Raw genomic sequence first — 14119 nt, 5'->3', positions numbered from 1 at the left:
GAAAAGCAAGCTTTTCTAAAGTCCGCTCGACTTGCATGTATTAGGCACGCCGCCAGCGTTCGTCCTGAGCCAGGATCAAACTCTCCATAAAAGAGAAAATTTGATTAGCTCAAATTTTGTACCGGACATTATAAATGTCCGACAAACATCTGCTGGCATCAATTTTGATGTCCAAAATTTTGTTTCTCTAAATTAATAGAAGAAACTATGTTCATTAACGTTTTGTTGTTCAGTTTTCAAGGTTCATTTCGTTACATTGTCGTGTCATCTTGTGACGACTTTTCTATAATACACCGTTTTATTCATTAAAGTCAACACTATTTCATAAGTTTTTTATGAGACTCTATTTTTCATTTTTAAAATTAGCTAATAAAAGGGGTAGATTCATGGTTCGCAAACTTTTGGTAACAGTAGTATTAGTGGTGATTGTAACATTATTCGTATACCCACAGCGCGATTCAATTATATCTGTGTTTCGCATTACTGATGAACCACTAATAATTTCAAAAGGAAATTATGGACAATCTTTAATTGTAGAAATTTCTTTTTCTCACGATGGTCTAGAGGAATGGCTACAAACATTAAAACAGCCTTATCCATTATTAATGCTTGATGCAGATTGGATTGCCCGTTCACCTAAAATAGTGGCGCAAATAAAAAAACAGAACATCCCAACTGGACTTCTAGGTGGTAAGGGGGCGAAAAATAACTATAGCCTCGATGATTTTAACAAAGACTTACAGATTTATGAAAAACATTTCAATAACAAACCTCTTTGGTTTATGACTTCAGATTATGAATTTGAAACAAACCTACAACAAACTGTATTTAATCAAGAAATTAATTTACTGTCTCCATCCATGATTTACTCTAAAGAAACATATAAAAAATCTGACGGTGGTATTTACTCACTTAAGCTACACGAAAACAGTAAACCTAATTTTGAAGAGTATTCAAAGTTAATCGAAAGCGAAAAATTCGTTTCAATAGAAGAAAATGTTTTTGGATATACTATTAAGACGAAAAAAATTCCAAAATAAGGACAAAAAATAGAAAAGGCTAAAACCATTAAAATTATGGTTTTAGCCTCTTTCTTATGCCTTAGCATTCGTTGATTTTGCTTTCTTTTCAAGCTTACGTTCTTTTCTACGTTCTTCCAATTTTTTGCGATCTTCATCTGATTTTGAATTATATTTCGGCAATAACAATAATTGATATGCATTAACTGCAACCAACGGGAACAATAATAAAGCAACGTATGTATCGATATTACCTTGACGACCCATTAATGCAATTATCCACTCAAGAGAAGTTATTACAATCATGAAGAAGATTGCGGACACTAGTACATGTTTTTTTCCTGTTAGTTGTACTTTTTTAATTGCTGTAGCAATAGCTGCAAAAATCAAGAACATTAATAAGCCAATATAAAATAACCAATCCTTCGCACCGTCAGCACTTGGAGCAAAACGGAATACAACTAAATCCACAAGAAGAATGACAACTAGCAGCATTTGTACCCAGTTCCATAAAGTCAAGGTTTTAAAGATACCTACACCTACTTGATGCAGTGTTAAATAAGCAAAGAATCCCGCTTGAGCAATAACACTCATCGTACATCCTAATAATATCATCCATCCAAAGGCAGCAAAAAATTCACCAAAATGCCCAGCTGCTAGATATGGTTGAAAGAAGCTCCAACGCACAAAGATTCCAGCAATACCAGTAACAACACCGCCTATTAGCATACACATTAAGAAAAATTTGACCCAATTTCGTATTGTCACGACTAAACGTCCTCCATTTATAAATACTTTGATCCATATAAAGGATCTATTCCCACATAGTAAATAACTGGGAGCCAAACACATCCATGCAAGCCGAGGATATCCTAAAGCATTTGTACTTTATTTATCAGACAAGGAGAAACACCATTGATGTACTACCCAATCGATTTAAAACTGCAATATTTTTAAAGCTCCATTTTTCATTTTAACAATGCATTCTGAAAAAAGCTATCGAAGTCACAATCCGATACATATTATGCGAAGTGATTGTGAACAATAATTGAAAGAGAGAGCCTTTAAGAAAGGACTGAGAAAATTGATTAAACGTTTATTTCCCTTATTGTTCGTCGTTCTTTTGCTTGCCAGTTGTTCTGAACCAGCCAACCAGACGCTTTCCTACGAGGAAGTTAAAAAAATCATGATGGACTCAATTCAGACGGAAGATGGTAAAAAAGCAATTCGTCAATTACTGCAAGATCCAAGCTTCCGTGATCTAATTGTTCTGGAGCACGATGAAGTGCAATCAGCAATTAATACAACGTTACTTTCTGAGGATTCTAAAGAATTTTGGAATAAACAATTTGAAGATCCGTCATTCCAAGAGAATATAGCTAAAAGTATGAAGGAACAGCAAAAAGAAATCATGAAAGAATTAATAAAAGATGCAACGTACCAGGAAGATCTTATTTCTTTCTTCGGTCAGTCTGAAATGCAAAAAGAGCTCGAAACAGTCTTAAAAAGCACCCCTCTTCGTAAGCAAATGGAGGAGGTTGTTATGCAGACGATCGAAAACCCTCTTTTACAAACGAAATGGCAACAGCTTATTAAGGAAAGCGGCGAAGCTACTTCAGGCGGAAAATCTGAAGAAGGTGGCGGTGAATCTGGTGGTGGCGAAAGTGGAGGCAGCGGCGGCTCTGAAGAAGAAGAGTCGGGTGGCGGCGGTTCATAAAGGAAAACGGATTGTATCCTCTTAAGGTACAATCCGTTTTAATATGCTTATTTAGCTAATTTATCGATAATTTTTTGAGCTGCCTCTAAATAAATTTTACCAGCCGGATGATTTTCTTCATAAACAGACGGTGCAAAATCTTCATTTGTCCAATCAGGTTGTCCAAGTGGAATTTGACCTAATAATTCTGTACGTAACTCATCAGCAAGCTTCGGTCCGCCACCTTGGCCAAACACGTATTCACGCTCTCCGGATTTAGATTCATACCAAGCCATATTCTCCACAACCCCAAGAATATCATGGTTTGTTTGTAATGCCATAGCACCCGCACGAGCCGCAACGAAGGCAGCAGTTGGATGTGGTGTTGTGACAATGATTTCTTTAGAAGAAGGAAGCATTTGGTGGATATCTAATGCTACGTCCCCTGTTCCAGGCGGTAAGTCTAATAGTAGGTAATCAAGATCTCCCCATTCTACATCGCGGAAGAATTGATCCAATACTTTTCCAAGCATCGGTCCACGCCAAACGATCGGCGCATTATTTTCCACAAAGAAGCCCATTGAAATAACCTTTACGCCTTTACGTTCAACAGGGTAAATTCGGTCATCCTTCACAACAGGCATATCTTGGATTCCCATCATATCTGGAACACTGAATCCATAGATATCGGCATCAATTAGTCCAACTTTTTTACCTAGTCGGCTTAAAGCTACAGCTAAGTTTACTGAAACCGTTGACTTCCCTACGCCGCCTTTACCTGAAGCAATTGCTAAAAATTGAACTGAAGATAATGGAGATAGTAAATCATGTACCTCTGATTCAGTCGCTTTACCTCGGAATTGTTCTAGGTTTTCAGGAGATAGCTCCTCAAAACGAATCCCTACAGTGCTAGCACCAGCTTCTTTTAGGGTGTCAACAATTTTCATTTGCAGCTGCATTTGTTCTGGTGTATTTGTTTTTGCTATTGCTACTTTTACACTGACATGATTTTTTTCTTCTTTAATGGATACGTTTATGATGCCATTTGTTTCAGCAAACGTTCTATGTAAAAAAGGATCTTGTAATTGTCCTAAAACTTCACGGACCTGTTGTTCGTTTATCACTTGAAACACTCCCCTATTTTTGTTTCTAATGTTAGTATAACATAGTGTAATTCTACTACTTATTTAGCTTGTTCTCCACTATAACTACTTGCCCAACAAACGCTTTGTGTAGGAGATGTTATCAGTAAAGTATCCATCAATATTGAACTGTTTCATTTTTTCCTGCTGTTCTTCCAGTGTCTCTGGATTATTAAAAAATACATGCACCTCTTTTCCCTTTCGGTGCAATGCATTTACCGCATCAAGGGTAGCATCTGTTGATTCCATTCCGATTACTGGGAAATCGACATCTAACGCTTTTGTTAAATCAAATTCGCCCTCTCTAAATAATAATGTTAAGCGTAAATCTGGCGCAAGCTCTGCCATTTTTTCTAAGCTTTCCTCTGAGAAGGATTGGATAGCCACTTTTTCTTTATCCAATAATTGATGATTGGCTAGCATTTTAACGAGCACTTCTTCCATAACAGTTTCTCCATAGACAAGACGAGTTTCAATGTAATAATTTTGCGTACTACCAAAGGTTTGAAACACTTCCTCTAGTGTCGGGATTTCCTCCATTGTTATTTCTCCGTTATATAATCCTAAAGTGACGTAGGATTTTATGTCCCTAAGAGTTAGCTCACTTACCCTTCCCGTCCCATTTGTCGTACGATCAATAGTTTCGTCATGCATGGCAATTAACACATTATCCTTTGTCATACGCAGGTCGATTTCAAGTGCATCAACGTCTTCCATGCTCGCAATTTTATAGCTCTTAATCGTATTTTCATTAAACTGATTAGCCGCCCCGCGATGGGCAAATATTTTAGGAGAGGCTACAACTCCAGGTACTGGTGCTTCTTCGGCTTCTGGTTTCCCCTTACCAAGAAAGCCAAAGAGGCAAAGGAGTAACACGATTAATAGTGCATATAAAAATATTCTCATTGTCTTTCTCACTCGTGAATTACACTCCTTTTTTTCATTTGTTTATTCTATGTATGTATAGCTGTGATTTTACTTTGTTTGTACATTTTAATTTTACATATTGAAAAAGAATAAAACGAGAAAAACTCGCTTTATTCTTAAGGTTTAATTATTCACCGCGTGCAGCATTAGCTTTTTGGATTGCTGCATTAAATTGTTCAACCGCCGTATTATAGGCCTCATCGACATCTCCACCATTGTAGACTGTTTCAAGTGCAGTCTCCATGATTTTACGACCTTCTGGTAGCATGTCCATTAATGCACCCTGAGTAGCAAATGAAGATTTTGTATCCTGTAATTGATCCACCGTTACTTGTAATTGTGGTTTTTCTGCGTAAGCATCTACTACAACCTGTTCACCATAGGCTGATGGGTTGATAGCAAAATAACCAGTTCCAACATGCCACTGAGCTTGTACTTCTGGAGTTTGTAGGAACTTCATGAATTCCCATGCCGCCTTTTTCTCTTCTTCAGGTTTACTATCAATCATCCAAAGACTTGCACCACCGATAACAACACCTTGACGCTCTTTTTCTTCAGGATGTGGTAAATAAGCAATACCTACTTCAAATGGTGCATTATCAATAACATCTCTTGAACTAGCAGAAGATTGTAAGAACATCGCTACATCACCTGCTAAGAATCCTGCAACCATGTTATCTCCATTTGTACCATAGTTTGCAAAAGTTTCGTCATCGACCATTTGTTTCACCCAGTTGAAGATTGATTTTCCTTCTTCTTCTGACCAACCAATTTCAGTAGGTGTTTCTGAACGACCATTGTCATTGTTTAAAAGTAGTGCGCCTTGGTTCGCTAGTAATTGCTCCCATAACCAGCCATAAGCCTGTAATGCGAAGCCTTTCATTTTCGGGTTCGCCTTTGCAATTGCTTTATTAGCTTCGATAATTTCTTCAAATGTTTCTGGTGCAGCTTCCGGATCCAGTCCTGCTGCTTCAAAAGCATCTTTGTTGTAATACATTACAGGAGTTGAAGAGTTAAATGGCATTGAATAAAACGTACCATCCAACGAATAGTAATTCGTAATATTTTCTTCTAGTCCACTCATATCGTATCCATCTGCATCGATAAATTCTTGAATCGGTGCGATTTGTCCGCTATTGATCATTGCTTTTGTTCCAATTTCAAATGTTTGAATCATTGTTGGTGCACTATCACTACCAGCAACGGCATTAAATTTTGTTAAAGATTCGTCATAAGTACCTTGATACTCTGCATTTACTTGAATTTCATCTTGAGAGCTATTGTATGATTCAACAATCGCATTTAATGCTTCTTGACCTGCACCGCCCATTGAGTGCCAGAATGTTACGACTTGTTTTGCTTTTGACTCTGAGTTATCTGTTGTTTCTGATTCATTACCCGAACCTGTGCTTGCTTCTGCCTCTGCTTCTGTTTCTGAACTTTCGCTTGAACTACATGCTGCCAAAAATACAACAAGTAGCACCATTAAAGATGATAGTAAAAATTGTTTTTTCATTTTCCTACTCCTTTTTGGTTCATTTAATAATCTATCTATTTATCCTTTTGATTTTCAAAAGGGATAAACCAGTTTCTAGTGTTGCTTTGACTAAGACAATAGCTGATTGAGCTTTACTTAATTGCCCCTTCTGTTAAACCCTTTTGTAATTGTTTTTGACCAAGGAACAATAAGATTAGTGTCGGAATAATAACGATAATGGCACCTGACATAATGACACCCCAGTCATTTAACTGCTCCTGGGTTTGTAATTGCTTTAAGCCAATTTGTACTGTTCTCACAGTGTCATTTGTAGTTGAAAGTAATGGCCATAGATACATATTCCATGAGGTTAGGAACCCATATGCGCCAAGTGTTACTAAACTTGTTTTGGCAACGGGTAAAACAACCTTTAAATAGAATTTAAAGTCTCCCATCCCAACAATTTGACTCGCTTCCCTTAACTCTTTCGGTATTTGCTTAAAGTTCTGGCGAAGTAGGAATGTGCCAAATGCTGTAGCGAAAAACGGCACGGTTAACCCTGGATACTGATCAATCCAGTTCAAATCTCGAATGATATGGAAATTGGGAATAATCGATGCTTCAAAGGGAACCATCATTGTTGCTATAAATAGAAAGAACAGCATATCTCTCCCCTTGAATTCCAAGAACACAAAGGCATAAGCAGCCAAACTCGACAGAACCAATTGACCGATTGTTATGACAATCGAGACTACTAAACTATTAAATAAATATTTTAATAACGGAAATTGCTCAAATGCCTTTAAATAATTATCAAAGGATAGGGATTGGGGGATGGTCCCCGTCATAATATCCTTGTTCTCCATAAAGCTCATGACAAATGCCATTAATGCTGGTGCGAATACGACAAGTGCTGCGATGGAAAGTAGAAAATAAAATAGAATTTTTTTGCTGATTGGCATGGTCATTGATAATGAACCTTCCTTTCACCAAGTTTAAATTGAATAATCGTCATTACTAATATGATGATGAATAAGACAATTGCCTGGGCACTCGCAGTTCCAAATTGATAGTTTGAAAAGGCTTCTCGATAAATCGAGTAAACAATTAGATTCGTTGTGTTTTGAGGACCACCCTGTGTTAGGATATCGATTTGTCCAAACGTTTGAAATGCATTAATAATAGTTACTGTAATAACAAAAAATAGTGTTGGCGAAAGCATTGGAATCGTGATTCGTCTTAGCTTATAAAAATAGCCCGCTCCATCAATATCTGCACTTTCATATAAATAGGAATCAATGGATTGCAGACCGCCTAGCAGGACTAAAAAGGTAAATCCTAGATTCATCCAGATTGTTGTAACGGCAACTGCTATTAAAGCCCAATTAGGATCTGTTAACCAACCGATGGATTCGAGTCCTATTAAATTTAGAATTCTATTTAAAAAGCCGATAGAAGGATGGAACATATAGAGCCAAAATACGGAAGCGGCAGCTACTGAAATCCCCATGGTTGATGAAAAAATTGTTCTAAAAAAGCCAATTCCTTTTAGCTTTTCGTTCGCTAATACTGCCAATAAAAGAGCAATAATAATCGTTGTTGGAACAGTATAGAGAACAAATAAAAACGTCGATTTCATACTCTGGTGGAATATGGGAGAGGTGAACATTTCGATATAATTTTGTAGGCCGACAAAGACTGTTGTTTCACCTCTTGCATTAGTTAAGAAAAAGCTTAGGTACATCGTTTTAAATAAGGGATAGAATAAAAATACGCCAAACAAAACAATGGATGGTAAAAGGAAAAGCATGCCCTTTGTAAAGCTCTTCACCCTTTGTTTCCTTTTCACGCTTTCAAAATTAATCTCCTGAATTTCAAGTGCATCGGGCATCGGTTTCGTCATACTCATTTGCTCACAACCTCTTGCTTTTGACTAAATGCCGCTTCTTGAATTAAGCAGCCTGTGTCAGCATCGAAGAAGCACATGTTTTCTACGGAGATATGTATAGGCACTATGTCACCTACTTGCACTAACCATTGTCCAAGCCATTTTGCTGTCCATAGCTCTGTCCCCACTTCAAAAGAGATCAATGTTTCATTTCCTAAATGCTCGACATTTACGATTTCAACTTTTTGAATTTGGTGCTGCTCAGAACCATGTGGCATATGCTCTGCACGGAGGCCAATTACTAAATCCCGATTTTGTAAGCTCGTTGGCACCTCCATTTGTTCTAACGGGACCTCTAATGCATTTTCTATTAATAGCTTTGAATCCTTCAAAACCGCTTTTCCCAAATTCATTTTTGGTGAGCCGATGAAGGTAGCCACAAATAAATTGGCTGGCTTATTATAAAGCTCGATTGGTTCGCCAACCTGTTGTATAATGCCGTCATTTAGCACCATAATGCGATCTCCCATTGTCATGGCTTCCACTTGGTCATGTGTTACATAGACCATCGTTAGTCCTAATCTTTTTTGGAGGCGACGAATTTCAATTCGCATATTCGCACGTAGCTTGGCGTCTAAATTTGATAATGGCTCGTCCATTAAACAAAGTGGCGCTTCACTAACAACCGCGCGAGCTAGGGCCACACGCTGTCTTTGTCCACCAGACAACTCTCTCGGCTTGCGTTTTAGAAGTTCACTTAACCCCATCATCTCAGCCGTCTCTTCTAGCCTCTTCCTTTGTATTTCTTTATCAATTTTTTTAGCATGCAGACCAAATAATATATTTTGCTCAACGGATAAGTGTGGATATAATGCATAGTTTTGAAAGACCATCGATAGATTGCGGTTCTTCGGAGGAAGATGGTTTACAATTTCCCCACTAATTTTTAAAGTACCTCCTGAAATTTCTTCAAGTCCTGCAATCATTCGAAGCAGCGTGCTTTTCCCTGAACCAGAAGGACCGACCAGTACAAAAAACTCACCTTTTTCAATTGTTAAATCAATTCCGTTTAACACGTTACTTTGCTTGTTATAGGATTTTGAAATGCCCATCAGTTCGATGTAACCCATACAATAACCTCCTTCATGAACTACATCTATTCAACCACATCTAATTGGACAAAACGATGAATTTGGAAGGTTTTTACACTTATTATCATGCTGTTAATAATATTTACATTTAATTAAAAGAGAATTGTTTGTGTACCTGGTACACAAACAATTCTCACACAATTTAAAAACCCACTCACGATTTGTGAGTGGGTTTAAACGTATCATTATGTATTTTCTTTGCAGATTGGTTCTGGCAATTTGCATTGGTTATCATACATAATAATCACATTTTTTTATTCGAATTCTAGGTTTACGTAGCTCTCGATGCCGGTAACGATGGCAGCCGCCATCTTCTCTTGGTACTCTTGGCTTGCTAGTAGATCACGTTCTTCTGGATTACTTAGGAAGCCCGTTTCAACTAGTACAGCAGGTACAGCTGCTTTCTTTAGAAGATATATTTGTTTAATGGCTAGTGCTTCGCGTTCTGTATTTTGCAATGATTCTTTGATTGTTGACTGAATCGATTTTGCTAAAAGCTCACTATTCTGATGCCCATCCTTATGATAGAAGACTTGTGCACCTCTCCATTTTTCTTCTGGAATAGCATTAGCATGAATCGTCAAGAAAATATCTGGTTCATTTTTGCTAACAAGATTTGAACGTAGGAAGATATCTTCCTTTTTTCTTTCTCTTAAAGTAGAGAATTCCTCGCTTGGTGCATGCTCATCTAATACATCTCCATCTGTCGAGCGCGTCATAACAACCTCAGCACCTAAACGCTTTAATTGTTTTTCTACCTTTTGTGCAATTGCTAAGGTAACATTTTTTTCAATTATTTCTCCAGACGAAGCCCCACCATCAACTCCACCATGACCAGCATCAATAACAATCTTAACGCCACCTAATGGTTCAGGTAAAAAGAAACTTCGATCCGATGCGCTTGTCTCATAAACAACAAGGCACAAACACCCTAACAATATAACACCTAGTGCAATCCATCTTTTCAAGCTCTTACACCACCTTTTGCAACCTTTTTCACTACTATACGCAAAAATTAGGACGAGTATGCGTGAACTTTCTTATTTCCAAAAAGTGTTTTAGGTATGAAAAATATTAAAAAGGACACGCTTAACAACTTATGTTTAGCATGTCCTAAATATTTACTTATCATGGGATTATTTTAATAATATTAAAGGCTAAATTTCGTGAAAATTTTATAAAGCCGTCTACTGTTAAAGTTGCCTCTTTTGTGAGTATATGCCAAAATTCACAAAATCCACCTTAACTTCTACTGCACCTGCAATTGATTTTGGAGCGAAGCATACAAACCATTACTCATCATTAAGCTATCATGATTTCCTTGCTCTAAAATTTCGCCATCTTTTATAACGAGTATTTGGTCGGCATTTTCAATCGTTTTTAATCGATGTGCGATTACAAAGCTAGTACGACCTTGCATTAAATTGTTTAACCCTTTTTGAATGTGTACCTCTGTCATCGTATCAACACTCGAGGTTGCTTCATCTAGGATTAGAATATCTGGACCTTCTAAAATCGCCCGCGCTATGGCTATAAGCTGACGTTGCCCCTGACTTAAATTCATCCCTCCAGAAACAAGCATTGTATCATAGCCTTGTGGTAAGTATTTTATAAAATTGTGGGCATAGGCAATTTTCGCAGCTCTTTCCACCTCTTCATTGGTAGCATTTAGCTTCCCATAGCGAATGTTTTCCCTAACAGTCCCGGAAAACAAATACGTATCCTGCAAAACTACGCCGATATGATCTCGCAAATTCTCCATTTGATATGCCTTAATATCATTACCATCTATCATTATTCCTCCACGTTTTGCATCATAAAAACGGTTAAGCAGCTGAATAATAGATGTTTTCCCGGAACCGGTAGGACCAACGAGGGCAATGGTTTCCCCAGCCTTTGCCCGGAATGAAATGTTGTGAAGCACTGATTTTTGGGGTTGATAGAAGAACTCTACATTACGGAACTCCACATCCCCATCATATCGATCTTTACTTATCGCATTCGGTACATCTGCTACTTCATTTTGTTCATCTAATATTTCAAATACACGCTCGGCCCCGGCAATAGCCGATTGGAATGTGTTGAATAGATTTGATAATTGGTTGATTGGACGGAAAAATTGTCTTGTGTACGTAACAAAGGATGCAATGACCCCTACACTTACCCCCAGACTACCTATTGCAAGCAATGCCCCAACACCAATAACTAAACCAATCCCTAGGTTATTAATAAAGTTATTAATAGGGCCAAGGAACCCAGAAGTAATATCTGCCTTTAGAGCAGACGTGCGCAGCTTCTCATTTGCCTCTTTGAATTGAGCAACAGCCTGCTCTTCTTTACCAAATAAAGTAGTGATATGGGAATTCGAAATCGTTTCCTCGATAAACCCATTTAAGCTTCCTAAATCTCTTTGTCTTTGAGAGAAGTTTTTACTACTACGCTTAATAATTTGCTTTGTCGACCCAATAATAATAGGAATGACCAGCAATGTAACAATCGCTAAAATCCAATTTAAATAGGACATTGCGATTCCCGTACCGACTACAGATAATACCGTTGATACGATTTGAATCACACTTTGTGAGACAGCAGCATTTAAATTTTCAATATCATTTGTCATTCGGCTCATTAAATCGCCCTGTTGACGCTTATCAAAAATGGAAATCGGTAGGGATTGAAACTTCTCAAACAAATCTTGACGAAGTTCTCGAATCGTTTTTTGCGAGACCCGTATCATCATAAAGGTCTGCAACCAGGTAAATACAGCAGATATAATATAAATTCCTGCAAGAACTAATACCATTCGAATTGCACCATTAAGGTCGAATTTTAATATATAGTTATCGATTATCATCCCGATCATTAATGGTCCAACTAAACTTAAAAGAGTGGATACGACTACAAAGAAAATAGAGCTGATTAAACCTATTCTTTGTTTATTTAAGTACGTCCAGATTCTTTTCAAGGTCGCTTTTTGATCTTTTGCTTTTTCTGCTGGACCGTTAAATCTTGGTCCAGGATGTCTGCCGATTGGAGGAGGTCCAGCCGGTCTTCCAGGCGGTTTATTCATGTAAAGTCCCTCCTCTAACCAATTGTGTCGATACAATTTCTTGATAGGCTTTATTCTTTTCAAGCAGTTCTTCATGAGTCCCTTGCCCAACAATGACGCCATCATCCAATACTAAGATCTTGTCGGCATGGCGAAGCGAGGAAATTTTAGAAGAGACGATGAATTTTGTGCTTTCACGGAAGTTTTCTTCAATCGCTTTTTGAATTCTTTTCTCTGAGATACTATCTACTGCAGAGGTTGTATCATCTAAAATTAAAATAGCAGGCTTCCGTATCAAGGCTCTAGCCATTGCAAGACGTTGCTTTTGCCCGCCCGAGAGATTCGTAGCACCTTGGGTAACTCTATATTGTTCTTTGGTATCGAGCTTTTCCACGAATTCAAAGGCACAGGAGGCTTCTAAGGCTTCTATAAATTCCTCCATCGTTGCTTCGTTATTCCCATATCTAACATTCTCTTCGATTGTTCTCGAAAATAAGGTTGCTTTTTGAGGAGTAAAGCCAATAGCCCCTCGAAGCATTGACAGGTCATATTCCTTAATAGGCAGGCCATCTATTCTAATAACACCTTTATCTACGTCAAACATTCGCGGAATCAAATTGATAATAGATGACTTTCCACTCCCCGTCATTCCAATAATCCCGATTGTCTCCCCTGGTTTTGCCTTAAAGGTGATATTCTTTAGAACCGGCTCGTTGTTTTTGTTATAGGCGAAGCTAACCTGGTCAAATTCTACTTCCCCTTTAATAGGTGTAAGCACAGGATTCTCTAGATTCGTTATTTCAGATTGCTCCTCAAGCACTGCCACAATACGTTTCGCACTTGGAATTGCACGAGCAATCTGCATTAGTACGGAGGAGGAGCCCATTAGTCCGCCCATAATCATCATCAGATAGTTTATGAAAGCTAAAATAACCCCTACTTCAATCGTGCTATTCTCTACTTTAATAGCGCCCATCCAAAGAGCTGCAATAATCCCCATATTAACCACAAAGGCTGTTAAGGGCATTAAAATACCGATAATTTGATCGGCGTGGATGTTGCGTTTCATCAGGTTTTCATTTACCGATGTAAATTGCTGAATTTGGTGATGCTTTCGGTTATATGCCTTAATGACACGAATACCAGCCAGATTCTCTTGCACTCGGATATTTACCCCATCCACTGCTTCTTGAACCTTTAAGAATAGCTTTCCTGACAGTCTTGTAAAAAAGAAAATAGCAAAGGCCAGAATGGGAACAACCACTAGTAAAATCGGAAATAGCTCTCTGGCTGTTAAAAATACAATGACGATTGCTCCAATAAAAGTAAATGGCCCTCTTATAAACATTTTTAAAAGCATGGTTAATGCTCTTTGTAGCATTTCGACATCACTCGTAATGTTTGTGATTAGTTTTCCAAGTGTGAAACGGTCTTTGTTACTATTAGAAAAATAAGTAATCGTTTCATATAGATCCTGCCGAATATCTGCCGAAAAGTTAATCGCTGTCTTAGAAGCATATATGGAGCAGCCTACCCCACCGATTAAGCCGATAACAGCACATAAAATCATGAGTCCAAACATTTGGAAAACATAGGCTGTATCACCTTTTGCAATCCCATTATCGATAATATGCTGCATGATTGTAGGCTGCACCAAATCCATCGCAACCTCCAACAGCATCATTACAGGGGCAATGATTGCAAAGACCATATATGGCTTTAAATATTTTTTCAAGGATAATACTGCTTGCATGTAGTACCTTCTCTCTT

12 protein-coding genes and 1 rRNA gene are annotated in these 14119 nt (G+C 37.9%); 2 read left to right on the top strand and 11 right to left on the bottom strand.

Annotation, left to right across the window (positions count from 1 at the left end; genetic code table 11):
* Positions 1-91: ribosomal RNA gene (locus tag BJ095_RS04580) — 16S ribosomal RNA — on the bottom strand; the annotation flags it as partial.
* 295 nt (positions 92-386) lie between these two features.
* On the opposite strand from BJ095_RS04580, the gene BJ095_RS04575 reads away from it, so the two are divergent.
* A complete protein-coding gene (locus BJ095_RS04575; RefSeq protein WP_107932386.1) occupies positions 387-1040 on the top strand; it encodes a hypothetical protein in 654 nt (217 codons plus the stop codon).
* Between the two features lie 54 nt (positions 1041-1094).
* Here the strand turns inward: BJ095_RS04575 and BJ095_RS04570 are convergent, their stop codons facing one another.
* Positions 1095-1787: a KinB-signaling pathway activation protein gene (locus BJ095_RS04570; RefSeq protein WP_107932384.1), complete on the bottom strand. Its 693-nt coding sequence runs from the start codon at positions 1785-1787 to the stop codon at positions 1095-1097.
* Between the two features lie 340 nt (positions 1788-2127).
* Between BJ095_RS04570 and gerD the strand changes: the two genes are divergently transcribed.
* Positions 2128-2736 (top strand): spore germination lipoprotein GerD, encoded by a 609-nt coding sequence (gene gerD, locus BJ095_RS04565; protein WP_251398865.1) that lies wholly within the window; start codon positions 2128-2130, stop codon positions 2734-2736.
* A 47-nt stretch (positions 2737-2783) separates the two neighbouring features.
* Here gerD and BJ095_RS04560 read toward each other — a convergent pair whose 3' ends face one another.
* From BJ095_RS04560 to BJ095_RS04520, 9 genes are all read right to left on the bottom strand, one after another.
* A complete protein-coding gene (locus tag BJ095_RS04560; protein ID WP_107932382.1) occupies positions 2784-3839 on the bottom strand; it encodes an Mrp/NBP35 family ATP-binding protein in 1056 nt (351 codons plus the stop codon).
* A gap of 84 nt (positions 3840-3923) precedes the next feature.
* On the bottom strand, positions 3924-4763 hold the full coding sequence (locus tag BJ095_RS04555; RefSeq protein ID WP_146223196.1) for a glycerophosphodiester phosphodiesterase: 840 nt from the start codon (positions 4761-4763) through the stop codon (positions 3924-3926).
* A gap of 148 nt (positions 4764-4911) precedes the next feature.
* Positions 4912-6300 (bottom strand): ABC transporter substrate-binding protein, encoded by a 1389-nt coding sequence (locus BJ095_RS04550; protein WP_107932378.1) that lies wholly within the window; start codon positions 6298-6300, stop codon positions 4912-4914.
* A gap of 113 nt (positions 6301-6413) precedes the next feature.
* Positions 6414-7223, bottom strand: a complete 810-nt coding sequence (locus BJ095_RS04545) for a carbohydrate ABC transporter permease (protein WP_107932419.1) — start codon at positions 7221-7223, stop codon at positions 6414-6416.
* Between the two features lie 2 nt (positions 7224-7225).
* Complete coding sequence (locus BJ095_RS04540; RefSeq protein WP_202973770.1) at positions 7226-8152, bottom strand: carbohydrate ABC transporter permease; 927 nt, start codon at positions 8150-8152, stop codon at positions 7226-7228.
* Positions 8153-8166: 14 nt separating this feature from the next.
* A complete protein-coding gene (locus BJ095_RS04535) occupies positions 8167-9279 on the bottom strand; it encodes an ABC transporter ATP-binding protein (protein ID WP_107932376.1) in 1113 nt (370 codons plus the stop codon).
* A gap of 275 nt (positions 9280-9554) precedes the next feature.
* Positions 9555-10268, bottom strand: coding sequence for an N-acetylmuramoyl-L-alanine amidase (locus tag BJ095_RS04530; protein WP_107932374.1), 714 nt, complete (start codon positions 10266-10268; stop codon positions 9555-9557).
* A gap of 281 nt (positions 10269-10549) precedes the next feature.
* Complete coding sequence (locus BJ095_RS04525) at positions 10550-12370, bottom strand: ABC transporter ATP-binding protein (RefSeq protein WP_107932372.1); 1821 nt, start codon at positions 12368-12370, stop codon at positions 10550-10552.
* Positions 12363-14102, bottom strand: a complete 1740-nt coding sequence (locus BJ095_RS04520; protein WP_107932370.1) for an ABC transporter ATP-binding protein — start codon at positions 14100-14102, stop codon at positions 12363-12365. Before BJ095_RS04520 ends, BJ095_RS04525 begins: the two co-directional genes overlap by 8 nt.
* Between the last annotated feature and the right edge of the window lie 17 nt (positions 14103-14119).

The sequence above is a fragment of the Ureibacillus chungkukjangi genome (assembly GCF_003217295.1).
Lineage (GTDB): Bacteria > Bacillota > Bacilli > Bacillales_A > Planococcaceae > Ureibacillus > Ureibacillus chungkukjangi.
Note: the sequence above shows the minus strand (reverse complement) of the source record. Positions and strands in the feature narration are given on the sequence as shown.